The following is a 24,691-nucleotide window of genomic DNA, read 5'->3' on the forward strand; positions in this document are numbered from 1 at the left end:
TCGACAATTTTCAATGCCGGACCAATCTTTACCCGGGGTCCTCCCCAGTGCCTGTTGACCAGGCGCCGGCAACGATCCCCAGCACCACCAGCAGGCAGGCTAAGAGCTGTTGTCCCGACAGCGGCTCCCGGAGGAGCAGGGCCGACAGCAGCACGGCGCTCGCCGGCATGGCGGCAGTGGTGATGCCGGCGGTTACACCGCTGACCGACCCGACGGCGCCGGTCCAGAGGAGATAGGCCACCACCGTGGCAATCGCGCCGTAGTAGAGGATAGCCAGCATATCGGAAACCGCCGGCAGGGCCGGGTGGCGCCACAGATCAAGAGCGGCGAGGGGCAGGGTTGTCACCAGGGCGCAGAAGACCAGCACCGCGGTATTGGCGGTTGCGGATACGGTGGCGGCAATCCGCTTGCGAAAGATGGAAAAGAGCCCTTCGCTGACAACGGCGCCAAATACCAGGATTCCGCCCCACCCTGGGCCGGCGGTAGCGGTTCCCCCGGTATCCGCCAGGGCAAGCCCGGCCGCCCCGGCCATGGCGCAGAACACGCCGATCGCAGGCAGCATCGCCGGCCGCTCCCCCAGCATGAACCATGAGAGCATGGTGAGCACCGCCGGTGACGTGCCGGTGATAATCCCGGCCTGGGCCGCGCCGACCGTGCGCAGGCCGGTCAGCATCAGCACCCGGAACAGCACGATGCCGCAGATACCCTGCAGGAAGAGGTAGAGCCACTCCCTCGGTCCTAGTCTGCGGATCTCGCCACGCCTTTGCCAGGCATGCGGCAGCATCACGATCAACGCCACCAGCAGCGTGGCAGAGGTGGTCAGAAACACCGGCAGGCTGGCGGCCAGCGCCTTGCCCACCACCACCGAACTGCCGGCCAGCGCCATTGCCGCCACCAGTTGAACGGTTGCCGTCCATTTATCCCGCTGTACCATGGCCATTCCTCCCTGCTTGACCATACGGCAGGAAAGTGGTTTTATACAGGGCCAGTAATCACCTATTTTATGGTGCCACTTGGAGGTCGCCATGATCCATGTCACCCTTGACCGAACATCAGCCATTCCCCTGATTCGCCAGCTCTACGACGGGATGCGGGCGCAGATCCTTTCCGGCGTCCTGCGGCCGGGAAGCAGGCTCCCCTCCAGCCGGGAGATGGCCGGGCAGCTCGGCGTATCGCGCAACGTGGTCGTGGAGGCGTTCGAGATGCTCTATTCCGAAGGGTTCACCACGGCGCGCCACGGTTCCGGAACCTTTGTCGCGCCGGGCACGACCTTTCCGGCAGCGGTTGCCGAAAAAAAGCGGATCACGCTGGCAAAGGTATCTATGGGGTACGAGAGCCAGGCCGGGGTGATCAACTTCAAGCCGGGCACGCCCGACCTGCGGGAATTTCCGCTCCGAGCCTGGCTGCAGGCGGTGAAGGCGGCCTATCTGCACCCGGCGGACGATAGCCTGGGATACGGCCAGCCCGAGGGGCGGCGCGAACTGCGGCAGGCGATTTGCGATTACGTGGTCAGCCAGCGCGGGGTGGCCTGCGATCCGGACCAGATCGTCATCACCGCCGGCACTACCCAGGCGATCGGCATCGCCTGCCATCTGCTCTTGGGTGAGCGGCGCGACGTGATACTGGAAGACCCGATCACCCGCGATATCCAGCTGATCGTGAAGGGAGAGGGTGGCGTCATCCACCCGGTAACTGCCGATGACAGCGGCCTGGTGGTCGAAGAGCTGCCGTCCGGCATCTCTCCCGCCTTTGTCTATGTTACGCCGTCGCACCAGTTCCCGTTGGGGGGCACCCTTGCCATTCAGCGGCGGATCGCCCTGCTGGAGTATGTGGAGCGGACCGGCGCCTGTCTGATCGAGGATGACTACGACAGCGAATTCCGCTTCGACGGCCCAGCGCTCGCCTCCCTGCAGAGCCTGGCCCCGGACCGGGTGGTCTATATCGGCACCTTCAGCAAGACCCTCAGCCCGGCCCTGCGCACCGGTTACCTGATCCTGCCGCCTGCTCTGGTGGGAGAGGGGCGAGGCCGGAAATGGCACTGCGACCTGCACAATGAAACCCCGACGCAGCTGGCCCTGGCCCATTTCATTGCAACTGGCGGGTATTTGCGCCATCTAGGGCGGATGAAGCGGCTTTACGCCCGGAAGCGCCGGGTGCTGGAGCAGGCACTGGCCGCGCATTTCGGCGCTGCGGTCAGGATCATCGGGAGCGCCACCGGGCTCCATCTGGCGGCCCGCTTCAGCGGAATCGTCTTTACACCGGAACTCCTTGCCGAGCTGGAGAAGAAAAGGGTACGGGTCTATCCGGCCGAGGCCCATGCCATCAAGCCGGGGCGTCTGGACGACATCATCCTCATCGGCTACGGCAATCTCAGCGAAGCGCAGATCGAGCAGGGGATACGGATTCTCCATCGGGTAATTAACCGATAGAAATATTTTCTTGACCCGACTATTGCTTCACGGTTTAGCGTAACTCTTGTCATGGCCGTGACCAATTCAGGAATTTGAAAGGAGCAGATCATGAAACCATGTGTGAGCGTTGAGGAGTGGGTTACCCGCTTCCGGGCCATCGGCCTGGATGATGCGGCAATGGCCAAGTGGCATCGCCTGTTAGAGCAGGAGAACCCGGCCGGTCACCAGAGTTTTCTGGAGTGGCTGGGGTTGCCGGCCGCAAAGATTGCGGAGATTCGGGCCAAGTACGCCTGATAAGACACGCCCCCGGTGACGAGCCGGGGGCCTTTCCCCCTTGGAGGAGCGCATGTTCCGCATTACCGAGCTGGCCCGGCAATTCGGGCTGTCCCGCAGCACCCTGCTTTATTACGACCGGATCGGCCTGCTTTCGCCGTCGGGGCGGAGCGGGGCAAACTACCGCTGCTATTCGGACGCTGACCGGGAACGGCTGGCGTCGATCTGTTCGCTCAGGCAGGCCGGGGTCGATATCGAGGGGATCAGGGCGATTCTGGCCTCCAGCGGCGACGATCCCGGCGCGGTGCTGCAGCGGCGCCTGAACGAAATTGGGGGCGAGATCCAGGCGCTACAGACCAAGCAGCGGCTGCTGGCCGGGATGTTGCGGCTCAAAGGGGAGGGTGGGCCGAAATCGGCACTGGACAAGGAGATGTTCGTCAGTATGCTCCGCGCCGCAGGGATGGACGACAACGCCATGAAGCAGCTCCATGTTGAATTCGAGCGGCGGGAACCCCAGGCGCACCACGCCTTCCTGCTTTCGCTGGGCATTTCCGAAAATGAGGCGCTGCAGATCCGCAAATGGTCGGCGGATATGGGGAAGGTGGCATAATGCGGCGAAGAGTCCTATTTTTTGGCAGTCAGGTGTTGGGAATCAGAGTTCATCGCCAGGAAGAGGAGGACGACCCTGTTGCCGGATGGATCGAGGGTCATGGCGCATAATGGGCAAATGCCGTGTGCACCTTGCCGTCAGCCCCGAAATGAAACACCTCCGCCGCCAGTCGTCCCCGCGCTCCCTTGTAATACAGTGTGATGGAGTCGACACCAATAAGTGTCGCAACCGGTTCGAAGTGCAAATCCGGGATAAGGCCAAGCGCCTTGGCCCAGTAGGCGCTGACCGCGTCTTTCCCCTTCAGCCGGCCACTTGGTTCGCCAGCCACCTGGATGATCACCGGCGAATGCATCTCGAAATCATCGCTATAATGCGACAGCACTCGCTCAAGGTCGCGACTGTTCCACGCGTCAATCCAATCTGCTGCAAAATGTTCGGCAAATGCTGTGGTAATCATCCTGAAACCTCTCTGACAAAGTTCTTGGAGTGATTCAACGCGCTGAGAGTTACCAACCCCTGACGGGACAATAATGCGGGACAGTTCCAAGACCGGCTCATTTTGCATGCAGACTACCATTTGTCGTAATGCACGAATTCGGTCAGCGGTTTGCGCGGCGGACCACCCTTGGCGTCGACGGCAGGATAGCCGAGCGGGAACAGGCCGACAATCCGGATGCCGGGCGGGATTTCCAGCAGGTCCCCGAGCTGATCCTCATCGAACACGCCGACAAAGACGCTGCCGAGCCCCTGGTCGTGCGCTGCCAGCATCAGATTTTCCGCGGCGATCCCCATATCGGCCATGTAATACTGCTGCCCGTGGAGTTCACCTGACAGTTCCGGGTCCGCACAGGCAACGATCACGACCGGCGCCTGGGCCAGCGCCTTTTGGGCCGGGTTGGACTTGTAGCCGTAGGTGCTAAAGAACGACTCCACGAAAGAAAGCTCGCCGATCTTGTTACGCATCTCCTGGTTCTGCACAACCACCAGGCTCCAGCACTGCTTGTTCGACCATGACGGCGCCTGCTGCACCGCTTCCAGCACGGCCTGGAGTTTTTCCGGCTCCACCGGCTGATCGGAAAATCTGCGCACGCTTCTTCTTGTCTTGATCGCTGTCAATGTTTCCATGGGACCCCTCCCTTGCCACAATGCAAGATTTGTTCTGTTAGTATTATACCCGCATATTTAACTACTTCATCCAGGATGCCTTGGTCGCGAGCCGGTTGCCGTCCTCCAGGGTGGCCTGACTCAGGCTGCCGGCCTCGGCCTGGACGCAGATGAAGTACAGGTCCTCGTCGCCGGCCTTCCAGGCGCGCTCCCCTTCCGGGGCGACCCGGATCAGGCTCCCCTCCTGGATCGGGAACTCCTCGTTGTCCGCGAAGAAGGTGCCGCTGCCTCGCAGGACGATGTAGAGTTCCTCGTTCTTCCTGTGGCTATGGACGAACGGCATCCCCTTGCCGGCAGGCAGGCGGTTGATGGAGACCTCGCAACCGGTGAGTCCCAGTTCCCTTCCGATGAAATGTTTGCCGTGAAAGCCCATGAAATCCCGGTTCAGCAGGGTTTCCAGTGGGCCAATATGCTCGGCGGTGTAATGTGTTCCTTGTTGTGTCATGACCGGCTCCTTTCGCAGCTGGGAATAATGTTAGCGCCAGGTGATCAGTGCCGCCTGGCGGGGTGGAATGCGGTGGTAGCGGTAGCGGGGGAGGCCGAACATCATCGCTCCGAACACGCTGTGGCTGCCGGGAATATCCAGGGCATCGCGCAGCGGCGGGTAGCCGTTCGCGGCCCGCATGAGAAAACCGGCCCAGCAGGTGCCGATGCCGTTGGCTGCTGCCGCCAGTTCGAACTGGGTCAGGGCAATGGTGCTGTCCACCGAACTCCAGATCCAATCGTCCGGGGCGTGGATCACCACCAGGTGGGGAGCGTTGCGCAGGATCGGGTCTTTGCCCTGTTCCCAGAGATCTATAAAAGGGGCGTAGCGGGGTTCCTGTGCGCTGATCCGGCGCAGGTAGTCGATCACCAGGCCGGCCAGCCGCCTGACCTCGGCCGGTGTCCGGATCACCAGCCAATGGACCGGCTGGCGGTTTACGGCAGACGGCGCCCAGCGGGCCGCCTCAATGGCCTGCTGAACCAGCGCTTCCGGAACCGGCTCTTCCTTGAACTCGCGCACTGACCGGCGGCTCCGGATCAGCTGTTCCAGGGCTGGCACGGACACGGCCAGGCCGTGATCGATGAGGGGTGACTCTTCAAGAGGAAGCGCTGTATGATGGAGTGCGCTCCGGGGGCAGACGGCGACGCAGTGGCCGCAGCCGATGCAGCGCTCTGCCGCTCCGGGCCGAAAGGCCGGGAAGCCCGCGCTGTCCGTATCGAAAAGCCCCATGGGGCAGACAGCAATGCAGGCGCCGTCGCGACGGCAGGTGGTGTGGTCGATGGTTACGAGATTCATTGTCCCCTCCTTCAAATGATCATTAAACGATGGTTGGTTGATGCTTTTTGGTCGTTGTCAGCCTATTTCCCCTTTGGGATTCCTCCTTCGCAGGGGACCTTGGTCTGGCAGAGGCCGCAGCCGGGGATCGGGGTGCCGTACTGCTCGGCCAGCTCCTGGGTCAAGGTCGTGTACAGGTAGCTTTGGCAGCGTTTTTTGTCGTGGCCGTTGGCGGAGAGGGCGTCTACCGGACAGCGCTTGACGCAGGCCATGCAACTGCCGTCCCGGTAGAAGAGACAGTTGTCGCGTACGCCGGGGCGATCCTCTGGTGTTGATCCTACTACCATGTCGGTGACGACGCTCCCCAGCCGGTGGGCAATCCCTTTTGTGGTGATCAGGGCATCGTTCAGGCTGAAGGTGCCCAGGCCGGCGGCGTAGGCGGCATGCCGTTCGGACCAGGTGGAGACCGGCCCAACGTGCGGATCGTCCAGCGCTTGCCAGTTCGGATCAAGTTGTGGGGCTATGGCTCGGTATCCCTGTTGTTCCAGCCAGGCCACCAGGTGCCGGCGCAGCACCTTGATGAATTCGTCGCCGAAACTGCGGGTCCGGGCCCAATCGAGGGAGGGACGCACGCTCTCGGCCCGGTTGCTTTCCCGCGTACTTTGCGTGATCGGCAGGCTCCAGACGATGACCGTTGCGGCGCCGTTCAGGAGTTCTTCCGGGGTGCGGTGAAACGGGCCGATGATCTGTTTGTACCTCTGGAACAGTGGGTCCCCGGCAGCGGCAAAACCGACCAGCGGCGCGTCGAAATAGGGGGTATCGCTGTCGGGAAAACGGTTGAGCGGGCTCTCCCTGACGAAACGTTCGATCTCTGCGCGGATACGTTCTGCCATCGGTCACCTCCTACAATTCCGGTCCAATATTAGACCGGTCGTCTAGTATTTAGAGTAAAAAAATTACTGCCGCCGGAGCGTGGTCGAAAACATGACCTCCAGAAAGTCGCGCATCGGTTGCGGGGATTTCGTCACCTTGGTCTGCAGGATGGCACCCTCCCAGCCGGAGAGGAGAACCCCTGCCACCAGATCGGCATCCAGATCGCCGGCAAGCTCCCCGGCCTGTTGTGCTTCGGCCAGGCAGTCGGCAATGTGCTGGCGCCACATGGCGAAGATCCGGCTCAGCCGTTCCCGGAACCGCTCGTTCTGGTCGGCCATCTCCTGTCCCAGGTTGCCGATCAGGCACCCCCTGGTACAGGCGTTCTGGCTGACCCGCGCCAGGCCGCTCTCCAGGAAGTTGCGAATCCGGTTGACCGGGGTCACCTCTTCGTCCCGCAAAAAGGTGGCGAGCCGCTGCTCGAACCCTTCCGCAAAGTGATCGATGACCGCCAGGCCGAACTCTTCCTTGCTCTTGAAGTAATGGTAGAACGACCCCTTCGGAACGCCGGCTTCCTTCAGAATGGTGTCGATGCCGGTGGCGTTGTATCCCTGGCGGTAGATGATGCCTGTGCCGATCCGGACGATTTCGCTGCGGGTATCTTTCTTTTCCATGTAAAAATTTATAGACCGATCGGTCTAGTTAAGTCAAGAACAAAATTCACACCTACTCGATCGATCTCCCGATCCTGTCCCAGCGCACTCGCCAGGCGTCGCTATCCCAGGACCAGTACTTGAGAAGCGCCTTCCCCTTGATGTCGCCCTCCTTGATGAAGCCCCAGAAACGGCTGTCGTAAGAGCGGTCCCGATTGTCCCCCATCATGAAATAGGAGTTGGCCGGCACCCTGACCGGCCCGAAATTGTCGCGCGGGGCCTGCTCACGCGCCAGGACGGCCTTTTCCTTGTGCACCTCGTGGGGATTCAGGTAGGGCGCGCCGTTCACGTATACCGTCTTGTCCCGCACCTGGATCTCGTCACCCGGCACACCGATCACCCGTTTGATGAAATCCTTGGAGCGATCCTCCGGGTACTCGAACACCAGTATCTCGCCCCGGCGCGGGTCGCGGAGCTTCAGAATACGGCTGTCGCTGAACGGGATCTTGATGCCGTAGACGAACTTGTTCACGAACAGGTGGTCGCCGACGAGCAGGGTGTCCTCCATGGAGCCGGACGGGATCTTGTACGCCTGGACCAGGCAGGACCTGATGATAAAGGCTAGCACGAGCGCCCAGATGATCGATTCAACGTACTCGCGTGTCTTGGATTTGACAGTTGCTGCGGGTTGGTCCTGCACTACAGTTGCGGATGTTTCAGACATTGGTTATTCCTTTCCGGTGCTGGGTGGTAACATGGAGATCAGAAGACCGGCGCAGCCTTGAGGATGCCGAAGACGGTCCCGCCGCCGGCCAGCGCATAGCGTACCGGCCGGGACCAGAAGATCCGCTCGATAAAGGAGACCTTTTCCGCCTCATAGGCATGGACCCGCTGCATGACCTTTGCGACAAAATCTGGAGACGGTTTATACTCGTCGTTCATGGCCGATACCTCCGAACTGCCCTTTCAACAAGAGCATGATCTTTTCCTTGGCACGAAACAGTCTGGTCTTTACCGTTGCTTGCGGCACGCCGCAGCTGCGGGCGATATCCTCCAGCGTGGCTCCCTGCAGGCTCATGATGATGGTGGCGCGAAACGGTTCGGGAAGCTCAGCCATGGCGTTTCTCAACGCAGTCCACTCCTCCTGCCTGATCAGGGCTGACTCTGCTGACTCGTCGTTGCCGGCGATCCGCTGGAAAAATTCCGCTGCTACCGGCTCTGTCCGGCTCAGCCGCCGCAGTTCGCTGATGCACTGGTTGCGCGCCACGATATAGAGCCAGGCCGCAAACGGGGTTCCCCGGTCGGGATCGAAGCCGGGGAGTTCCTTGTAGACATTCAGGAAAACCTCCTGGCCGATATCCTCGGCCAGGTGCGCATCCCTGACGATCCGGTGGATGAACGTCAGCAGGTTGCGGTGGTGCTTACGGACAAGCCGGGCATAGGCATCCACGTCGCCGCCCTGCACCCGCCTGATTAAGATCTGGTCGTCCATCCACTCTCCACGTTTTGTTGATACGAATGAATATACGCCGGAGCAGCGCAAAGGTTCCCGAAAAAAATGCAATCACGATTATATACGCAAAAATAGGTGCCGGAACGGCATATTCACACGGATAGCAGCGATCCGGAAATCTCTTGACCTGAGATGGCGTCATCGGTATTTTGCGCAGTTGTCACGGATAGTGGCCACTCAATGTAAAAAGGAGAAGAACATGCCGGTAATAACCCTCGATATGGCGGCGTTGACGCGGGAGAAGAAGGCGCAACTGGTGCAGACTCTGACGCGGAACGCCAGTGAGATCACCGGAATTCCGCCGGAAAAGTTCATCGTGCTGATCAACGAACTTGAGCGGGACAACATCGGCGTCGGCGGAGAACTGCTTTCGGACCTTATGAAGTGATCTTTTCCATAAACACCAGCTCGACCTGCGGCGACAGGCGCTCCGTGCGGAAGGTCCGATAGCCGAGCCGTTCGTAGAGGCGGATGTTGCCCACGCTTTTACTGCCGGTGAACAGTTCGTACCGGGCCACTGTTGGGAACTCCGCCTCAACGGCCGCCATCAGGCGGCTGCCGAGCCCCTGGCCCTGGGAGTCGGGATGGACGATTAAACGGCCGATCTCGCAGGTGTCACCCCGCAATGCCCCCCTGACCGAGCCGATAATTTTGCCGGAATCGTTGCTCAATTTCAGAATGGTCATTACCGCGAACTCTTGTTCAATGTCGGCCAGGGTCTGGGTCAGCGGCGGAATGGACCAGTCGTTGTAAATCACTGCCTCGCTCTGGTAGGCCAGTTTCTGCAGTGCCAGGATTTCCGCGGCGTCGGCGATATCCGCTCGTGTTATCCGGTTCATGCCGTATTCCTTTTCTGTTTCAGCTGCTGGCATTAGTGAAAATACGACCTGATGCATGCTTCCAGCTTGCCGTGCAACAGTGCCTCGTCGTCGTTGCAGATCTCAGCATGCAGGGCCGGCGCATGGTCGAGAAAGATCCGGGCAATATCAGGATCGAAATGGCTCCCCGTGGTCTCTTTCAGGATACCGACCGAGACATCAAAGCTGAAAGGCTCCTTGTAGGGGCGCTTGGAGGTCAGCGCGTCGAACACGTCCGCAACCGCGAATATACGGGCATTGAGCGGGATATCTCCCCCTGCCACGCCGACCGGATAGCCGCTGCCGTCATATTTTTCGTGGTGGCAGCCAACCACGTCCAGTGCGTCCTGCAGCCAGTCATAACCACGAATGATATCCTCGCCATGCCGGACATGGGTCTTCATAATTTCGAACTCTGCCTCAGCCAGTTTTCCCGTCTTATGCAGGATCGCATCGCCGATGGCGATCTTGCCCAGGTCATGGAGAAAGGCGCCCTTGATCAGCCCCTGCATGGATAAGGGTGTAAGCCCCAGTTTCTCACCGATCCGCACGGAGTAGAGCGTCACCCGGTAGTTATGGATATTGGTGTCGCTGTCGCGCTTGGCGATGGCGCTCCCCAGCACCTTCAGCATGCCGATATTGGTCAGCGCCAGGTTGTGCGAGTAAACGATGAGGGTCCGGTTAAGGCGGATGATCAGTGGGTACAGCGCCAGGCTGGTCGCTAAAATGACCAGCACGACCAGGGTCAGCGACCAGAGGGTCTGCTGTTTGATCTGGGCGATGATGTCGGCCGGCGCGTGGTAGATCCCCTCCAAGTAGCCGATCTTGGCGCCGCCGGCATTCAGGATCGGGACAAAAACCCGCAGGTAGGTGTCGTTCCCCAGGGTCAGTTTTTCGCAAACAATGCCGCTGCTGTCCGAAAATTCGCTGCCATGCTTCGGGAGTTTTTCCTCTACTGTCCGGGCGGCCGGCTTGATCGCCTCGGTAATCTTATGCGATTCCGCATCGTAGAATTCGACGATGATCAGGTTGTCACGCTCGATCTCACCCCGGATCTGACGGTTCAGTTCAGCAAGCGCCTGTTCGGAAGGCGCTTTCAGGTAGGTGGTTACAACGCCGGTGTAACTGGTCGTTTCACTCTTGGCCATTGCCACGACATGATTGTCCAGGCGGCGATTGCCGAAAAAATGGACCATACCGCCGATCACCAGGGAGAGAATCAGCCAGACAAAGGCCAGCCTGACAATAAGCCATTTATGAAGATTGTCGATCATTGCTGCCCTTCTTGGCTGAACTAAGTGAACCCAGTGTTCCCAGCACGATAATGAATAGGTACGACCGCCTGTGAGGTCGCAGAATGACGCGACACAGGCGGTCGCGGTAGCTACTTGCTCAGATACCGGCTTTTTACGTTGTAGCCGATCATCCAATCGGCCATGGAGCGCTTCGGCAGGATCTGCTTCAACTCTGCCGCAATGGCATCGGCATCCATCTCTTTGGCGGCCAGTTCCCGCGCCTTGGTATCGAACAGTTCAAGGTACTCCTTCATAGCCATCAGATCCTTCTTGCCGGAGAGCGGGCCGTGCCCGGGGATGATCTTCTCTACGTCCATGGCCATCAGTTCATCCAGGGTTTTGACCCAGCCGCTGAAATTGCCGTCGGCCAGGAAGGGGTGGAAGTCGGTGAAGAGGATATCGCCGCTGAAGAGCAGTTTTTTTGCCGGCACGGAGACGATCACGCTCCCTTCGGTGTGCGAGGGCGCTACACGGATCAGCTCCACTGTTTCGTCACCCAGGTCGATGGTCAGCCGGTCGCTGAAGTACAGCGACGGCAGGGCGATTTCGGTGCCGGTCATCTCCTCCGGCTTCAGGCCGTAGTTGCCGATGTTCTTGAGGGTATCGGCGCCAACCCGCTCCATCAGCTTACGGTCGGCGGTGTGGGAGATGACGGCTGCCCCGATCCTGGTAAAAACGCAGTTGCCGAGAGCGTGATCCAGGTGGGTGTGGGTGTTGACCACGTACTTGATCTGCTTGTTGGTCACCTTGCGGATGTCGTCCAGGAACCGTTTCCCTTCTTTGGCCGAGATCAGGGTATCCACCACCAGGACCCCGTCGCGGCCGATAACGATCCCGGCATTGGCGGCAAAGCTGTTGGCCGGTGCCGCATCTTTGCCGCCGACATAGGAGTAGACATTATCGGCGATCTTGGTCAGTTCGGCAAAGGCGGTTTGGGTGAACAGCAGTGTGACAGCGACAACCGACAGCATAAACATTCTTTTCATTCTTCTCTCCTCCGGTAAATTCATTCACCTGCAATTTGATCAGTTCTAAATCCGGCTTACCATTTTGCCGGACCAATTTTAACAATTTACCACAGCTGACAGGAACTTCCAGAGAGGAATTATCGCCTGCGGCATCTGCTTAGATCGCCTGTGTCTTCCCATTTAATTATCGTAAATAGCGATTTGTGGTGCAAATATTATTTATTAAATCAATTTGACTTATCGCAACGGCAAATCTTATAAACGCAGAGGCGTGAATCAGTCGCCGTATTCTTTATGCAGAAAGGTCTTGATTATGAAAAGGATTCTATGGCTGGTAGTGTCGCTGCTGCTGGTGACTGCTGGGTTGGCCTGCGGCGCCGGCAAGCAACCGGAACCGTTTACCGTGGTCAGCAGTGAAGAGCTGAAGGCGATGATCGACCGGAATGAGCCCGGCCTTGAGGTGATTGATGCCCGCACTCCGGAGGAGTACCAGGAGGTGCATATCAAAGGGGCGAAGAATATCCCGTTGCCGGTGCTGGAAAAGAACCCGGCAGAACTTGCTTTCCCCAAGGACGCCAAGCTGGTGTTCTACTGCAACGGCTTCAAGTGCGGCAAGAGTCCCAAGGCTGCCCGGCTGGCGGCAACGCTCGGCTATAGCAACCTGTATGTGCTGAGCGAAGGGATGCCGGCCTGGGAGGAGAAGGGGTTTGCCATTTATGCCGGGCCGGACTATGAGAAGAAGATTGAGACCACCCGCATTCCCCCCAAGGAGCTTCAGGACTTGCTGGCCTCGGCCCCGGACAAGCTAACCCTGGTGGACGTCCGCGACCAGAAGGAGTTTGCCGAAGGTCACATTCCTGGTGCGGTCAATATCCCGGTGACCAACTTTGCCGCTCGTTCCGCAGGATTGGACAAGGAGAAACAGATCATCGTCTACTGCAACTCCGGCGGCCGCAGCTACAACGCCTACCGCAAGCTGCAGAAAATGGCCTATAAAAAGATTGCCCAGGCGATTTTCAGCGATTGGCAGGAAGCAGGATTGCCGGTGGCAAAGGGTAGTGCGCCGTAACCGCCCCCTTGACTCATGACAACGAATAATAACGACAAAAGGCGGCCGATCGGGCTAGCCGGTTACGTTTCGTGTGGAAAAATAACTATGTTGTGGTAAAATACTCCTGGACCGCTAGTAAAGGGTTCAGGAGGTTTTTTTATGCAGGAACCAGAAGAACCTTTGTTGTTGGCACCGCCCGAAATTGACGGTATTCAGGTTAATTTCTGCAAGAACCCGGCATGCCCAAATTACAGCGTTCCAGTTACAGGCGTGCGTAATACAAATAGGGGCACTGTTGATCCCACCTTAAGCCCGCCAAGATACAAACCTGCCAGTACAATGGAATTGCAGTTGCTTACATGCCAAGCCTGCAAGGAAACCTTCCCTATCAAAAGCAATAAAGGCATCAAGGAAGAACTTGATCGCCACCTGCCGTTTCCTCGCCAAGTTGAACCAATACACCTTTGTTGTCCGAATGTAAATTGTAATAACCATAACCTGGATGTGGAGTCAACTCCTGGCGCATACTATACCAACGGTAAAACAATAACGGGGTCGCAACGCTACAAGTGTAAAATATGCAAGTCTACGTTCACTGATGTATTGAAGACGTCTACAATCAGCAGGCATAAAAAATCACATAGGAACGCGAGTATCTTTCTTGATCTTATCAATAAGGTCCCGCTCAAGGCTATCGCAAGGAAGAACAGTATTTCAATGAAGACGGTCTATGACAAGATCGATTTCATATATAAACAGTGCCGTGCATTTGTTGCTCATAGAGAACGCGAATTGCCAAATATTACCAAGAAACGGATGGAAATAGCAGTTGACCGTCAGGTTCACAAGATCAACTGGAAGAAATCAACCGACAAGCGAAATATTGACTTATATGCCATTGGCAGTGCCGACGCAAAATCCGGATATGTGTTTGGTGTGCATGTTAACTATGATTTCAATTGCGACAAAGACCTTATCGAGGCCAATGCAGTTATGTGTGGCGATTATGATTTGAAGCCGCCATTTCGTGAATATGCTCGCTTTTGGTTGGCCGGTGACTATGAGGAGGCGGCCAGGATCAAAAAAGCCATTGCGGAACGTGAGGCCAAGAAAAAGGAAAAACGGAAAAGTGCGGCAGAGTTGGTAGATGAGACATATTCTGCCGCTGTGGCACGTGAGGATATCGAAGCATGCGAAGTGATGGATGCTACCTGTCAATTGCCTTTAAAGGGCATGCAGATACATTCTGACTACACAATGTACGCCCACTTCATGTTTCTGCAGCGAATGCTCAAGGGCGTTGATTACATCAGGTTCTACCTGGACCAGGACTCTGGCATTCGTGCGGCGTGTCTTGCTGCTTTTGTGGATCGCGTCCTTGCCAAGGAGTGTGATGCCTTCTTTGTCAAAATCCGGAAGGAACTGTCCCAAGCCGAGAAACTGTCGCGTGTCAGTAAGTGGCAATGGCAGCGCGATGAGTTCGTTGCCAAGAATACCGAATATGAAGAACAGCGTGATTTCATAGTGCGCCTTGCAATGATCTTGGAACGTATGGGGAAACTCAGCGAGCACGGCAAATGGAAGGACAAGTGGCTTGAGCACCCATTTGTCACGATGAGCGAACCAGAGAAAATGGTATGTTATCTGACAAATCTGAAGGCAAGCGGTTTTGATTATGACCTTGACCGCATGGCATTAATGTACGACAGGGCGAGTCTGCACGCAATCGACCGGTTCTTCATGCAGGTTCGCCGCGCAGTTTCCATCCTGGAGCGCGCCATCAGTTCATCAAGCACCGGAGGCCGAAGATGGTACGGTTACAGCGCCTACAGGCCAGATATCGTTGTTAAACTGCTTGAGATATTCCGTGTCTATCACAACTATGTCCAAATGAACGAGGGCAAAAAGCGGAAAAGGCTAAAAGAAGGCGAACAGAAAAGAAAAAGAGGCGAAGCCAGAAAAATATTTACCACGCCAGCAATGCGCCTGGGTCTCGCTTCCGGTCAAGTCAGAATAGAAGATATTCTTTATTTCATGCCATGATTTTGGTTTTAACATTACTGAGCATGAATAACCTTTTCTGTGCATTTGATCGGGCACAGTTTGATTCTTGTTGTACGATACTCCTCTCAATCCATCAATACTTGTGATGATAATGCTCATCGTTACAGGTGGGAGTCAGTAGCCCAGAGGACACATGGGTTGACTGACTTATACAAATTAATCACTGAATGATGGCATCCGTTAACGTCTTGTGCTACATAGTCTTTAGTTCAACCGTTAGAACCAACTAAAACAAGCCGACACACGAACGTGCGCATGTTTTCAGTATGGACGCTTTTATGTCATTTTTGCTGCCCAGCGTCGTATGTATGTACAATAAGACGAAATGTGTAGCCTAGGCAAAGGATATCCTGTTATGACCGAAAAAGGAAAAAATCAAAACCTGCATAAAGCTAAAGGCTCGAAACAAGACGAGTTCTACACACAACTTTCTGACATCGAGAAAGAACTGAGACACTACAAAAAGGACTTCAAGGGCAAGGTAGTGTATTGCAACTGCGACGACCCGCTAGTGAGCAATTTCTTCCACTATTTCTCATATAACTTCGAGAAGTTGGGTCTCAAGAAACTCATTACCACTTGCTACAAGAGCAAGGACATGAACCTGTTCAGTCAAAATGATTCTGAACGGGCCGTTTACCTAGAATATGACGGGGACAAAAACGGTAACGGCATGCCAGATCCCAAGGAAATTGGCATCAAACACTTGAAAGGTGACGGTGACTTTCGAAGCAAGGAAAGCATTGAATTGCTGAAACAGGCAGATATAGTAGTAACAAACCCACCGTTCTCTTTGTTCCGCGAATATGTGGCACAACTTATAGATCACGATAAAAAATTCATAATCATTGGTAGCCGAAACGCTATCACTTACAAAGAGATATTTAAACTGATCAAAGAGGATAAACTTTGGATTGGGTACGGGTTCGATGCTGGCAACGCTTATTTTAAAACGCCACATGCAAAATTATTTGCAAAAGGAGTTTACGACGAAAAGACAGGACTTGTGAAGTTTAGAAACGTTACCTGGTTCACTAACCTAGATATTTCCAAGCGCCATGACGACCTGATTCTTTATAAAACGTATAACCCCGTGGAATATCCAACCTATGATAACTATGATGCCATTGAAGTCAGTAAAACAAAGGATATTCCGGTAGATTATGAGGGTGTGATGGGTGTGCCAATTACCTTTCTTGACAAGTATAATCCTGACCAGTTTGAGATCGTGGGGATCACAAAAACCTGGTTTGGCACAGCAACAAAGACCTATCCACCACAAATACAAGTCAGCACAAATGGTAAAAAAAGCAATGTGACAAAACTAAATGACGGGGCCACACTGAAGTTAGACGCCGCTCCGCGCGGTAAGACTTATTACATGGTCGGGAAAAGTTACTATGTTCAACTGTACGCCCGCGTACTTATCAGACTGAAAAGAGCCAAAAAATGAAAATCGATTTCAAAGAAATCACTGTTCGCGAATTAACGAACGGTTACGAGGACAAAAACGAGGCAGGCGTGGTTGGTTATGGCGGTATATTGGATATTCGACCGCCCTATCAAAGAGAGTTTATCTACAAAGACAAACAACGCGATGCTGTCATTGACACTATCACGAAGAATTTCCCTCTGAATGTAATGTATTGGGCCGTGCGTGAGGATGGCAATTATGAAGTCATTGATGGTCAACAGCGCACCATCTCAATCTGTCAGTATGTCGAGGGCGACTTTGCCTTCAATGGCCGGTATTTTCACAATCTTCAGAACGACGAGCGGGAGCAAATACTAGCCTATAAACTGATGGTCTATTTTTGCAGCGGCGAGGACAGTGAGAAACTTAAGTGGTTCGAGACCATTAACATCGCGGGCGAAAAACTGACCGATCAGGAAATGAGAAACGCGGTGTTTTCAGGCTCCTGGGTGACTGATGCAAAAAGGTACTTCAGTAAAAATGGTTGCCCTGCTTACGGCTTAGGCGGGCAATATCTCAACGGCTCAGCCATCCGCCAGGACTATCTGGAAACGGTTATCAAGTGGATCAGCGAGAATGAAATCCTTGACTATATGGGTAAGCACCAGGACAAACCCAATGCTAATAGTTTGTGGCTTTACTTCCAGTCAGTAATTGCTTGGGTTCAGGCAACATTTCCGACATATCGACACGAGATGAAAGGCATTGCTTGGGGCGAACTATACAATGCGTTCAAAGAACAGGAGTACGACTCGAAAAAACTCGAGGTCGCGATATCAAGGCTTATGGAAGATGAGGATGTTACAAATAAAAAAGGGATATACTCATATGTCCTGGACGGGAAAGAAAAGTCACTCAATATAAGGGCCTTCAGCAAAAACCAGAAACGAGAGGCATACGAGCGACAGAAAGGCATTTGCCCTGTATGTAAGACGCATTTTGATATTGACGAAATGGAGGGTGATCACATAACGCCCTGGCACGAAGGCGGTAAAACGAGTGCCGAAAACTGCCAAATGCTTTGCAAAGACGACAACAGGAGAAAGTCAGGTAAATAGGATTACAACAAGAACGAGGGTTTAACTTTCCGCTATGAGAGAACTTCGTTTTTCGGTTTGTGTCCGAAAATATTTTCTGTCATGCGACCCATCTCCGATTACAATTATAAAAATCACGTTCTATGGAACATCACGGATTTGCGAAGAAAAACGCCTCACTCAAGGTAGTCCTTAAAAGTGAGGCGCATACTTTCCACACGAAACGTAACCGGCTAGGCCGATCGGCCGCCTTTTGTCGTATCGGCAATAACTGTTTACTTTGCCGGAATGGTTATGCAGAGGCATTCCGCTTCGGCATAGATCGTTTCGCCCGAGAAGATCCGGCCATGGACCATTACCTTACGCCCCTCTGCAGATATTACCCGGCTCTCTACAGTCACGACCTTTTGCAGCGGCAGCATGTTGCGGAAACTGACGTTCAGGTTGCCGACCACGATCGGATAGCCGGCGGCCCAGGCCGCCAGCCCCAGCGCCTCGTCCATCACCGCCGCGACGGAGCCGCCGTGGGCGTGACCCGGGGGGCCTTCAGTTTCCGGTCCGAACCAGATCCGCGCATGCAGGTGCTGTTCGGAGTCGCGATAGTAACGGGCGCGGAAGCGGTTACCGTCAGGTTCTCCGGAGACGAACCTGAGTGATTCGCCGACGAGTGACGGGGCATCAAAGGGTATCCACCCTTCTTCTCCGCTCAGATCGACCGGCGGGCAGAGGGAGATTGTAACTTTTTCCGTTTTGCTCTTTGGCACTGCTGAACTCCTTGAAGTGATGTTTTCCGTCCGGGGACGGGTTGAAAGGCCAAAAATATCAGACTCTGGCCGGAATGATAACCCAAATTTTTTATCCGTTCCATGAGCGGATAGCAGGCGTTTATGCGGCAACGTTGACCGGAATGGATTCCCGGTTAAAATTTATAGCAATGGGATGGTCTATAAATAATAAACCGGAGGCTTACCATGGGATCCAAGGGGCGTGAAATCATAGGGATGGATGTCAATGAACTGCTCGATCTTCTGCGCCGGGCTTACAGCGACGAATGGCTGGCCTATTATCAGTACTGGCTCGGCGCCAAGGTGGTGAAGGGGCCGATGAAGGATGCGGTTGGCGCGGAACTGCTGCAGCATGCCACGGATGAGCTTACCCATGCCGACATGGTGGCGCTGCGAATCATTCAGTTAGGCGGAACCCCGGTGACCAAGCCGCAGGACTGGTATGCGCTCACCAACTGCGGCTACGATGCGCCGGACGACCCGTTTGTAAAGACGCTGCTGGAGCAGAACATTAAGGGTGAGCAGTGCGCCATCGGTGTCTACAACCGGCTGCTGGAACTAACCAGAGAGAAGGATCCGGTAACCTACAACATGGTGTTGACCATTCTGCAGCAGGAGGTGGAGCACGAAGAGGACCTGCAGGCGCTGCTGGAGGATTTTGAACTGATGATGGGCGCCATGAAGGGGTGAAGCGACAGCAGGCAGTCCCCTGACAGATGTCGGCAGTTCATCCGCATCTGGAGGCTAATAAAACGGGCTCCCCAAAAGGGGCGCCCGTTGCATTGTTTCCTGGCAAACCGGTCTGCTAAGGTTTGTAGGTCTTGGCGAGGTAGTCAACCAGCGTCTTTTTTTCGGCAGCAGTGAGTTTCGCGCCTCTGCTTACCATGTTCGTCACTGTCGCCTCCCATTGGGAGTGGTTCTTCTTGGCCCCTTTTACCTTGGCCACAGGGTGGCAGGCTGTGCAGCGTTTCTCCATCAGGTCGGCGCCGTTACCTGCCGCCCCTTTTTCCGCGGCGATCGCTACCCCGGCAAATCCTATGCTTGCAACCAATACTGCCAGTAATCCTTTTTTCATAATTCCTCCCTGAGATTGAATTCGCCCCTGCAAGGGTGCGTTTCGGAGTTAATCGTACCAAAGTATCGGCCGCTGTCCAGAAATGGCGTCAATGCGGAGCTTTCGGCCGGCTGCGGCAATTCCCGGCAGAAAAGCAATTGCCTGTTGCTGCAGCGTGCCGCATAATGCCGGATATGCTGTTGATTTTTCCACCTGTTGCCAAGCCCTGCGAGCTGCCTGCCGGGATCGCCCGTCTGGCCGGAGCCCTTAAGGCCAACGGCCATCACTGCCGGCTTTTGGATGCGAATCTCGAATGCCTGCTCTGGCTGATCGGTAATCCTGTCGCTGCGGGCGACACCTGGACCAGGCGCGCGGCAATGCACCGGACCCGTCATCTTGAGTCGCTGCGTGAGCCGGACTGTTACCGGACGCCGGATCGCTACCGCCGCTCGGTCAGCGACCTGAACCGACTGTTGAATCTGGCCGGCCAGGAGCGCGGTGTGGTTGCAGGGTTTTCCGATTTCCAGGATTCTCGGCTCTCTCCTCTGAGGAGTGCGGATCTACTCCGGTCGGCGGAGCAGCACGAGCAGAACCTTTTTGCCCCGTGGTTCAGCCAAAGGTTGCCGGAACTCCTGGGGGACGATGATAGCGTCGGTTTTTCCCTGAATTATCTGAGCCAGGCGCTGGCAACCTTTGCCATGATCGGCTTTGTCAGAAAGCATTTTCCGGGCCTGCGGATCGTTGTTGGCGGCGGGCTGGCGACCTCATGGGTGAGGCGGCCGGGATGGACCAACCCTTTTGGCGGGCTCGTGGACGAGATCGTGGCCGGGGCCGGCGAAGCGCCGCTGCTGTCGCTTCTCGGCAGTGATGATCCCGGTAAATACGGCTCTTTGCCCGATTATTCCGGGCTACCGCTTGAGCAATATCTTTCGCCGGGGTTGATCCTGCCGTACAGCGCCTCCAGCGGTTGCTACTGGAACAGGTGCTCCTTCTGCCCGGAACTGGCCGAAGGGAACAGCTATTGTCCGGTGCCGCCTAAACAGGCGCTTGCCGAAATGAATAAACTGTCGATAGAATACCGGCCGGCATTGGTGCATATTCTGGATAACGCCATCAGCCCGGCGCTGCTCGATCTTTTCCAGGACAGCGCACCCGGCGCGCCGTGGTACGGCTTTGCCCGGTTCAGCCGGGAACTGGCCGATCCTGATTATTGCCGCGGTCTGAAAAACTCGGGATGCGTCATGCTCAAGCTGGGGCTGGAGTCAGGAGACCAGGGGGTGCTGGACCGGCTCCATAAAGGGATTGATCTCGGGGTAGCGTCCCGGATTCTGGAAAACCTGCGGCAAGCCGGGATCGGCGTTTATCTCTACCTGTTGTTCGGCACTCCGGCGGAAACGCTGGAGGATGCCCGGCAGACCCTGGCTTTTGTCCGGGCGCACCACGAGTCGATCGGTTTCCTTAACCTGGCGCTGTTCAATATGCCGCTCAGCAGCATGGATGCGGCAGCATGCGCAACCGAGCCGTTCTATGACGGCGACCTGTCGCTGTACACCGGGTTCCGCCACCCCCAGGGGTGGGACCGCAGGGAGGTGCGGGGATTCCTGGAACGCGAGTTCAAGCGGGAACCGCTGGTAGCGGCAATTCTGCGGCGCGATCCGCCGCTATTCACCTCCAACCATGCCCCGTTTTTCTGTTAAAGGAGAGATATTATGGATTATTCGGATATTGTTGCTTTTCACGGCCATCAATGCCCTGGGCTTGCCATAGGCTACCGGCTGGCCTCTGCGGCCATGGCCGCGCTTAATGTCACCAGGGCAGGGGATGAAGAGCTGGTGGCGATAGTCGAGAATGATGCCTGCGGGGTCGATGCCCTGCAATGCCTCACCGGCTGCACGTTCGGCAAGGGAAACCTGATTTTCCGCGATTACGGCAAACAGGTGTACACGGTATATTCCCGCAAAACCGGCACAGGGGTGCGGGTCGTGTACCATGATGACGGGGTGCCGCCCGAATGCCGCGACGACCGGCAAAAGAGGGAAGAATTCATCAGGAATGGGCCGCAGGATGCCATTATCTCTCTGAGTTTCGTCGAGATCGACGAACCGGAGACCGCCAGGAAACGGAAATCCGTGAACTGCGCCATCTGCGGCGAGCCGGTGATGGAGACCAGGCTGCGCGATACCGATGCCGGTTTGATCTGTATCCCCTGCGCGGAACAGATCAGGGCGTGATCGGGGACGGGTCGGAGAAGAAGCGGTTTTCCTGCTCCAGGACCCGGATGAAGGTGGTGCGTTTCGTCAGCTCCTTTAGGGCGCCGGCGCCGACATAGGTGCAGGCGGAACGAACGCCGCCGAGGATGTCCTTGACGGTTTCCTCTATTGGCCCGCGGTACGGGACTTCAACGGTTTTACCCTCTGAGGCCCGGTACCGGGGCACTCCGCCGCTGTGTCTCGACATGGCCGTGGCCGAGCTCATGCCGTAGAATATCTTGTAACTCCTGCCGTCGCGTTCCGCGAGTTCCCCCCCGCACTCGTCATGACCGGCAAACATCCCGCCCAGCATGACGAAATCCGCGCCGGCGCCGAACGCCTTGGCCACATCCCCCGGACAGGTGCAGCCGCCGTCGGAGATGATTCTCCCCCCCAGGCCATGGGCGGCATCGGCGCATTCGATGACCGCGGAGAGCTGTGGATATCCGACTCCGGCCTTCAACCTCGTGGTGCAGACCGAGCCTGGGCCGATCCCGACCTTGACGATATCGGCACCGGAAAGCAGCAGTTCCTCGACCATTTCGCCGGTCACCACGTTCCCCGCCACAATGGTTTTGTCCGGAAACGCCTCCCTGACCTTGAGGACGAATTCCACAAAGGTTTCCGTGTAACCGTTTGCCACATCTATGCAGATGAAGTCGAGTGCCTGGTGGCTCCCCATGATGCTGACCAGTTTGGCGAAATCTTCAGCCGAGGTGCCGGACGTGACCATGATGTTGGCACTGACCGGCGAGCCGCAGCTGTTCAGGAAGCTGTCCCACTCCTGGGGGGTGTAATGCTTGTGAATGGCTGTCAACAGTCCGTGTCGCGCAAGGACTCCGGCCACTTCAAAGGTGCCGATGGTGTCCATGTTTGAGGCAATGACCGGGATCCCGCTCCATTCCTTTCTGCTGTGCAGGAAGGTATAGCTCCTGGCAAGATCGACCTGAGAACGGCTCTTGAGATTCGAGCGCTTCGGCCTGATCAGGACATCCTTGAACCCCAGCTTCATGTCGGTTTCAACCCGCATTGCTCCCCCGTTTTAATCAGGCAAATTTTGCCACTACTATGGAGACATCGTCCTGGAACGTATTGGTAACGGTAAAGGCGGAGAGTTCCTTGAACAGCTCGTCGATGATCGTGCCGGGCTCTTCCGAGGCCTTGTCGCTAATGACCGTCTTGAACCGCTCCAATCCGAAGAGTTCGCCGTCAGGATTGCGTGATTCAATTATGCCGTCGGTGAAAAGCACGAGGAGATCGCCCTCATGAATGGCAATTTGTTGTTCTTCGCAGGGAAAGCCGATCTGGACCCCAAGTACCAGACCTTCCGCATCGAGCTCGGAAAAGGAACGATCCGCCCCGTGAAAAAGCAGCGGCGGGTTGTGGCCGGCGTTTGCGTAGCTCAGGAGCCTGCTCTGCGAGTCATAACGGGCGTAAAAAATGGTGACAAAAAGCTCTGCCCTGGTCAGGTCTTCGTAAAGAAGCCTCCCCAGCCTCTGGAGGATTTCAGCGACCGAGATATCAGTGGTGTAGAGCGAGTGGAGCAACCCCCTGGCTTCCGCCATGATGAGTGCAGAGCCAACGCTGTGTCCGGTGACGTCGGCGATGACGAGGTCGATCCCGTTGGCCCCGCGCTGGAAGTAATCGTAATAGTCTCCACCGACGTGCGAGGCGGCAACCAGATTCCCGGCAATCTTCACTCCCGGAATGGCGGGGGGGTGCTCGGGAAGCAGTGCCAGCTGGATCTTTTTCCCTACCTCCATCTCCAGCACCATCTGGGCATTTTCCAGCAGGGCTCTTTCCGCCATCTTTCTCTGGGTGATGTCCTGTTTGATGGCGATGTAGTAGCGGATCTCGGCGTTTCTTCCCCGGACCGGGGTGATGGTTTGTTCCTCGGTATAGAAGGAGCCGTCCTTGCGGCGATTGACCATCTCGCCGTGCCAGACCTTTCCTTCGGAGATATTGCGCCACAGATCGGCATAGAATTCCTGATCATGCTTCCCTGATTTGAGAATGTTCAGGGAACGGCCTGTTATTTCGTTCGGCGGGTAGCCGGTAAGGGATTCGAACGCCGGGTTTGCCCACAAAGCCTTGCCGTTTACGTCGGTTATGACAATGGCGTTGGCAGCGGCATTGAGCGCGGTGCTCTGGAGCAGCAACTCCTCTTCGGCCTGCTTGCGCTCGGTGATGTCGCTGACCAGCCCGTCGTACGCCACCAGATTGCCGGCGGTGTTATATCTCGGGACCACGGTGTTGATGACCCACCGGATGGTCCCGTCCTTGCGGATGATCCGGTGTTCCGCCGGACTGACCTCTTCCCGGGCCGCAATCTTTCTGGACAGCTCCTGGACCAGTTCCCGGTCTTCATCGAGTATCATCTCGTACCAGAGATCCGGATTTGCCGTATATTCCTCTGATGTGTAACCCGTAACCGCATAACAGCCCGGTCCATGAGAGGTTGATACGACAACGCTGTTTTCCACCCTGACATGATAGATGTAGTCGGTAACGGCATTGACCAGGCGCTTGTATCTCTGCTCGCTCTTAATCAGTTCCGCTTCGGCAAGCTTCTTTCCCCTTCGGGTTTCGGCCTCCTGAAGCTCGCGCTCAATGGCTGGAATCAATCGTGATATCGAACCCTTGATCAGATAGTCGTTGGCTCCCAGTTTCATCGCTTCAACTGCGGTGTCTTCTCCTATCCGCCCGGAAATGATGATGAAAGGGAGGTCAAGGTCGCGCTCCCTCAAGATCTTCAGGGCGGTGAGGCCGTTGAAGACCGGAAGCACGTAATCGGAAATCACCATGTCCCACTGTTGCGTCTCCAGGGCTGTGATCATCTCTGACTCGGTTTCGACGCGGAGGTACTCCGGGTCATACCCCCCCTTGTGGAGCGCATGAAGCAGGAGGATGGTATCTTCCTCCGAATCCTCGACTATGAGTATCCTGATGGTACGGTTCATAACATCCGTCATTCGTAGGCATGGTCTGACTGACAGTAATATTGTAATGGCCATTTTCAAAAGATCAAAGCGTCGATGCAATTTTGCGGCGGTTTGGTTATAATGACCGCTCTTAAGGTCGAACTCGGTTGAAACGGAGGGGTAA

The 24,691-nt window shown here is 56.1% G+C and carries 28 protein-coding genes; 11 read left to right on the top strand and 17 right to left on the bottom strand.

Features of this window, described 5'->3' with window-relative positions; translation table 11 throughout:
- Nucleotides 1-28: 28 nt before the first annotated feature.
- On the bottom strand, nucleotides 29-1,027 hold the full coding sequence (locus OR1_RS22135; RefSeq protein ID WP_160295268.1) for a DMT family transporter: 999 nt from the start codon (nucleotides 1,025-1,027) through the stop codon (nucleotides 29-31).
- Here OR1_RS22135 and OR1_RS15585 point away from each other — a divergent pair.
- The 3 genes from OR1_RS15585 (at nucleotide 1,026) to OR1_RS15595 (ending at nucleotide 3,294) form a co-directional block, all read left to right on the top strand.
- Entirely contained in the window at nucleotides 1,026-2,429 is a 1,404-nt protein-coding gene (locus OR1_RS15585; protein WP_041972826.1) for a PLP-dependent aminotransferase family protein, read from the top strand. The genes OR1_RS22135 and OR1_RS15585 overlap by 2 nt on opposite strands.
- Before the next feature lie 90 nt (nucleotides 2,430-2,519).
- A complete protein-coding gene (locus OR1_RS15590) occupies nucleotides 2,520-2,705 on the top strand; it encodes a hypothetical protein (RefSeq protein WP_041972828.1) in 186 nt (61 codons plus the stop codon).
- Between the two features lie 52 nt (nucleotides 2,706-2,757).
- Nucleotides 2,758-3,294: a MerR family transcriptional regulator gene (locus OR1_RS15595; RefSeq protein ID WP_041972830.1), complete on the top strand. Its 537-nt coding sequence runs from the start codon at nucleotides 2,758-2,760 to the stop codon at nucleotides 3,292-3,294.
- Between the two features lie 97 nt (nucleotides 3,295-3,391).
- On the opposite strand, the gene OR1_RS15600 is transcribed toward OR1_RS15595, so the two are convergent.
- The 9 genes from OR1_RS15600 to OR1_RS15640 form a co-directional block, all read right to left on the bottom strand.
- Nucleotides 3,392-3,751: a nuclear transport factor 2 family protein gene (locus tag OR1_RS15600; protein WP_041972831.1), complete on the bottom strand. Its 360-nt coding sequence runs from the start codon at nucleotides 3,749-3,751 to the stop codon at nucleotides 3,392-3,394.
- A 113-nt stretch (nucleotides 3,752-3,864) separates the two neighbouring features.
- Nucleotides 3,865-4,419 (bottom strand): nitroreductase family protein, encoded by a 555-nt coding sequence (locus OR1_RS15605; protein ID WP_041972833.1) that lies wholly within the window; start codon nucleotides 4,417-4,419, stop codon nucleotides 3,865-3,867.
- A 61-nt stretch (nucleotides 4,420-4,480) separates the two neighbouring features.
- On the bottom strand, nucleotides 4,481-4,903 hold the full coding sequence (locus OR1_RS15610) for a cupin domain-containing protein (RefSeq protein ID WP_041972835.1): 423 nt from the start codon (nucleotides 4,901-4,903) through the stop codon (nucleotides 4,481-4,483).
- 30 nt (nucleotides 4,904-4,933) lie between these two features.
- Nucleotides 4,934-5,737, bottom strand: a complete 804-nt coding sequence (locus OR1_RS15615; protein ID WP_041972836.1) for a nitroreductase family protein — start codon at nucleotides 5,735-5,737, stop codon at nucleotides 4,934-4,936.
- Between the two features lie 62 nt (nucleotides 5,738-5,799).
- The gene (locus OR1_RS15620; RefSeq protein WP_041972838.1) at nucleotides 5,800-6,609 is read right to left on the bottom strand and encodes an epoxyqueuosine reductase; all 810 of its coding nucleotides are present in this window, start codon (nucleotides 6,607-6,609) and stop codon (nucleotides 5,800-5,802) included.
- Between the two features lie 63 nt (nucleotides 6,610-6,672).
- Nucleotides 6,673-7,260 (bottom strand): TetR/AcrR family transcriptional regulator, encoded by a 588-nt coding sequence (locus OR1_RS15625; protein ID WP_041972839.1) that lies wholly within the window; start codon nucleotides 7,258-7,260, stop codon nucleotides 6,673-6,675.
- A gap of 52 nt (nucleotides 7,261-7,312) precedes the next feature.
- Nucleotides 7,313-7,963: a signal peptidase I gene (lepB, locus tag OR1_RS15630; protein WP_041972841.1), complete on the bottom strand. Its 651-nt coding sequence runs from the start codon at nucleotides 7,961-7,963 to the stop codon at nucleotides 7,313-7,315.
- Nucleotides 7,964-8,001: 38 nt separating this feature from the next.
- Nucleotides 8,002-8,181, bottom strand: coding sequence for a hypothetical protein (locus tag OR1_RS15635; RefSeq protein WP_041972842.1), 180 nt, complete (start codon nucleotides 8,179-8,181; stop codon nucleotides 8,002-8,004).
- Nucleotides 8,165-8,731, bottom strand: a complete 567-nt coding sequence (locus tag OR1_RS15640; protein ID WP_041972843.1) for an RNA polymerase sigma factor — start codon at nucleotides 8,729-8,731, stop codon at nucleotides 8,165-8,167. Before OR1_RS15640 ends, OR1_RS15635 begins: the two co-directional genes overlap by 17 nt.
- Nucleotides 8,732-8,951: 220 nt before the next feature.
- Here OR1_RS15640 and dmpI point away from each other — a divergent pair, with 220 nt between their 5' ends.
- Nucleotides 8,952-9,140, top strand: coding sequence for a 4-oxalocrotonate tautomerase DmpI (gene dmpI, locus OR1_RS15645; protein ID WP_041972845.1), 189 nt, complete (start codon nucleotides 8,952-8,954; stop codon nucleotides 9,138-9,140).
- Here dmpI and OR1_RS15650 read toward each other — a convergent pair.
- From OR1_RS15650 to OR1_RS15660, 3 genes are all read right to left on the bottom strand, one after another.
- On the bottom strand, nucleotides 9,130-9,591 hold the full coding sequence (locus tag OR1_RS15650; protein ID WP_041972847.1) for a GNAT family N-acetyltransferase: 462 nt from the start codon (nucleotides 9,589-9,591) through the stop codon (nucleotides 9,130-9,132). The two genes, dmpI and OR1_RS15650, sit on opposite strands and share 11 nt — an antisense overlap.
- Nucleotides 9,592-9,623: 32 nt before the next feature.
- A complete protein-coding gene (locus OR1_RS15655; RefSeq protein ID WP_041972848.1) occupies nucleotides 9,624-10,883 on the bottom strand; it encodes an HD-GYP domain-containing protein in 1,260 nt (419 codons plus the stop codon).
- Nucleotides 10,884-10,993: 110 nt separating this feature from the next.
- Nucleotides 10,994-11,890 carry an MBL fold metallo-hydrolase gene (locus tag OR1_RS15660; RefSeq protein ID WP_041972850.1) on the bottom strand — a complete coding sequence of 299 codons (897 nt, stop codon included), beginning with the start codon at nucleotides 11,888-11,890 and terminating at the stop codon, nucleotides 10,994-10,996.
- A 295-nt stretch (nucleotides 11,891-12,185) separates the two neighbouring features.
- Here OR1_RS15660 and OR1_RS15665 point away from each other — a divergent pair, with 295 nt between their 5' ends.
- The 4 genes from OR1_RS15665 (at nucleotide 12,186) to OR1_RS15680 (ending at nucleotide 17,519) form a co-directional block, all read left to right on the top strand.
- Complete coding sequence (locus tag OR1_RS15665) at nucleotides 12,186-12,941, top strand: rhodanese-like domain-containing protein (protein ID WP_041972852.1); 756 nt, start codon at nucleotides 12,186-12,188, stop codon at nucleotides 12,939-12,941.
- A 141-nt stretch (nucleotides 12,942-13,082) separates the two neighbouring features.
- Entirely contained in the window at nucleotides 13,083-14,966 is a 1,884-nt protein-coding gene (locus tag OR1_RS15670) for a hypothetical protein (RefSeq protein WP_152609934.1), read from the top strand.
- 376 nt (nucleotides 14,967-15,342) lie between these two features.
- Nucleotides 15,343-16,440, top strand: a complete 1,098-nt coding sequence (locus tag OR1_RS15675; RefSeq protein WP_041972854.1) for an adenine-specific methyltransferase EcoRI family protein — start codon at nucleotides 15,343-15,345, stop codon at nucleotides 16,438-16,440.
- On the top strand, nucleotides 16,437-17,519 hold the full coding sequence (locus OR1_RS15680; protein WP_041972855.1) for a DUF262 domain-containing protein: 1,083 nt from the start codon (nucleotides 16,437-16,439) through the stop codon (nucleotides 17,517-17,519). Before OR1_RS15675 ends, OR1_RS15680 begins: the two co-directional genes overlap by 4 nt.
- 254 nt (nucleotides 17,520-17,773) lie before the next feature.
- Here the strand turns inward: OR1_RS15680 and OR1_RS15685 are convergent, their stop codons facing one another.
- The gene (locus OR1_RS15685) at nucleotides 17,774-18,262 is read right to left on the bottom strand and encodes a PaaI family thioesterase (protein ID WP_041972856.1); all 489 of its coding nucleotides are present in this window, start codon (nucleotides 18,260-18,262) and stop codon (nucleotides 17,774-17,776) included.
- A 207-nt stretch (nucleotides 18,263-18,469) separates the two neighbouring features.
- Here OR1_RS15685 and OR1_RS15690 point away from each other — a divergent pair, with 207 nt between their 5' ends.
- Entirely contained in the window at nucleotides 18,470-18,973 is a 504-nt protein-coding gene (locus OR1_RS15690) for a ferritin-like domain-containing protein (RefSeq protein WP_041972857.1), read from the top strand.
- A gap of 115 nt (nucleotides 18,974-19,088) precedes the next feature.
- On the opposite strand, the gene OR1_RS15695 is transcribed toward OR1_RS15690, so the two are convergent.
- Nucleotides 19,089-19,358: a hypothetical protein gene (locus OR1_RS15695; protein WP_052440533.1), complete on the bottom strand. Its 270-nt coding sequence runs from the start codon at nucleotides 19,356-19,358 to the stop codon at nucleotides 19,089-19,091.
- Between the two features lie 173 nt (nucleotides 19,359-19,531).
- Between OR1_RS15695 and OR1_RS15700 the strand changes: the two genes are divergently transcribed.
- Together OR1_RS15700 and OR1_RS15705 are read left to right on the top strand one after the other, a co-directional pair.
- Complete coding sequence (locus OR1_RS15700) at nucleotides 19,532-21,034, top strand: radical SAM protein (RefSeq protein ID WP_041972881.1); 1,503 nt, start codon at nucleotides 19,532-19,534, stop codon at nucleotides 21,032-21,034.
- A 12-nt stretch (nucleotides 21,035-21,046) separates the two neighbouring features.
- Complete coding sequence (locus OR1_RS15705) at nucleotides 21,047-21,568, top strand: FmdE family protein (protein ID WP_041972858.1); 522 nt, start codon at nucleotides 21,047-21,049, stop codon at nucleotides 21,566-21,568.
- Here the strand turns inward: OR1_RS15705 and OR1_RS15710 are convergent.
- Entirely contained in the window at nucleotides 21,558-22,616 is a 1,059-nt protein-coding gene (locus OR1_RS15710; protein ID WP_041972859.1) for a GMP reductase, read from the bottom strand. The two genes, OR1_RS15705 and OR1_RS15710, sit on opposite strands and share 11 nt — an antisense overlap.
- Nucleotides 22,617-22,632: 16 nt before the next feature.
- Nucleotides 22,633-24,546 carry a SpoIIE family protein phosphatase gene (locus tag OR1_RS15715; RefSeq protein ID WP_041972860.1) on the bottom strand — a complete coding sequence of 638 codons (1,914 nt, stop codon included), beginning with the start codon at nucleotides 24,544-24,546 and terminating at the stop codon, nucleotides 22,633-22,635.
- Between the last annotated feature and the right edge of the window lie 145 nt (nucleotides 24,547-24,691).

The sequence above is a fragment of the Geobacter sp. OR-1 genome (genome assembly GCF_000813145.1).
Taxonomy (GTDB): Bacteria; Desulfobacterota; Desulfuromonadia; order Geobacterales; family DSM-12255; genus Geoanaerobacter.

Coding starts and splice junctions, on each gene's coding strand:
- OR1_RS15585 (WP_041972826.1), top strand. CDS start 1,026: ATGATCCATGTCACCCTTGACCGAACATCAGCCATTCCCCTGATTCGC.
- OR1_RS22135 (WP_160295268.1), bottom strand. CDS start 1,027: ATGGCGACCTCCAAGTGGCACCATAAAATAGGTGATTACTGGCCCTGT.
- OR1_RS15590 (WP_041972828.1), top strand. CDS start 2,520: ATGAAACCATGTGTGAGCGTTGAGGAGTGGGTTACCCGCTTCCGGGCC.
- OR1_RS15595 (WP_041972830.1), top strand. CDS start 2,758: ATGTTCCGCATTACCGAGCTGGCCCGGCAATTCGGGCTGTCCCGCAGC.
- OR1_RS15600 (WP_041972831.1), bottom strand. CDS start 3,751: ATGATTACCACAGCATTTGCCGAACATTTTGCAGCAGATTGGATTGAC.
- OR1_RS15605 (WP_041972833.1), bottom strand. CDS start 4,419: ATGGAAACATTGACAGCGATCAAGACAAGAAGAAGCGTGCGCAGATTT.
- OR1_RS15610 (WP_041972835.1), bottom strand. CDS start 4,903: ATGACACAACAAGGAACACATTACACCGCCGAGCATATTGGCCCACTG.
- OR1_RS15615 (WP_041972836.1), bottom strand. CDS start 5,737: ATGAATCTCGTAACCATCGACCACACCACCTGCCGTCGCGACGGCGCC.
- OR1_RS15620 (WP_041972838.1), bottom strand. CDS start 6,609: ATGGCAGAACGTATCCGCGCAGAGATCGAACGTTTCGTCAGGGAGAGC.
- OR1_RS15625 (WP_041972839.1), bottom strand. CDS start 7,260: ATGGAAAAGAAAGATACCCGCAGCGAAATCGTCCGGATCGGCACAGGC.
- lepB (WP_041972841.1), bottom strand. CDS start 7,963: ATGTCTGAAACATCCGCAACTGTAGTGCAGGACCAACCCGCAGCAACT.
- OR1_RS15635 (WP_041972842.1), bottom strand. CDS start 8,181: ATGAACGACGAGTATAAACCGTCTCCAGATTTTGTCGCAAAGGTCATG.
- OR1_RS15640 (WP_041972843.1), bottom strand. CDS start 8,731: ATGGACGACCAGATCTTAATCAGGCGGGTGCAGGGCGGCGACGTGGAT.
- dmpI (WP_041972845.1), top strand. CDS start 8,952: ATGCCGGTAATAACCCTCGATATGGCGGCGTTGACGCGGGAGAAGAAG.
- OR1_RS15650 (WP_041972847.1), bottom strand. CDS start 9,591: ATGAACCGGATAACACGAGCGGATATCGCCGACGCCGCGGAAATCCTG.
- OR1_RS15655 (WP_041972848.1), bottom strand. CDS start 10,883: ATGATCGACAATCTTCATAAATGGCTTATTGTCAGGCTGGCCTTTGTC.
- OR1_RS15660 (WP_041972850.1), bottom strand. CDS start 11,890: ATGAAAAGAATGTTTATGCTGTCGGTTGTCGCTGTCACACTGCTGTTC.
- OR1_RS15665 (WP_041972852.1), top strand. CDS start 12,186: ATGAAAAGGATTCTATGGCTGGTAGTGTCGCTGCTGCTGGTGACTGCT.
- OR1_RS15670 (WP_152609934.1), top strand. CDS start 13,083: ATGCAGGAACCAGAAGAACCTTTGTTGTTGGCACCGCCCGAAATTGAC.
- OR1_RS15675 (WP_041972854.1), top strand. CDS start 15,343: ATGACCGAAAAAGGAAAAAATCAAAACCTGCATAAAGCTAAAGGCTCG.
- OR1_RS15680 (WP_041972855.1), top strand. CDS start 16,437: ATGAAAATCGATTTCAAAGAAATCACTGTTCGCGAATTAACGAACGGT.
- OR1_RS15690 (WP_041972857.1), top strand. CDS start 18,470: ATGGGATCCAAGGGGCGTGAAATCATAGGGATGGATGTCAATGAACTG.
- OR1_RS15695 (WP_052440533.1), bottom strand. CDS start 19,358: ATGAAAAAAGGATTACTGGCAGTATTGGTTGCAAGCATAGGATTTGCC.
- OR1_RS15700 (WP_041972881.1), top strand. CDS start 19,532: ATGCTGTTGATTTTTCCACCTGTTGCCAAGCCCTGCGAGCTGCCTGCC.
- OR1_RS15705 (WP_041972858.1), top strand. CDS start 21,047: ATGGATTATTCGGATATTGTTGCTTTTCACGGCCATCAATGCCCTGGG.
- OR1_RS15710 (WP_041972859.1), bottom strand. CDS start 22,616: ATGCGGGTTGAAACCGACATGAAGCTGGGGTTCAAGGATGTCCTGATC.
- OR1_RS15715 (WP_041972860.1), bottom strand. CDS start 24,546: ATGAACCGTACCATCAGGATACTCATAGTCGAGGATTCGGAGGAAGAT.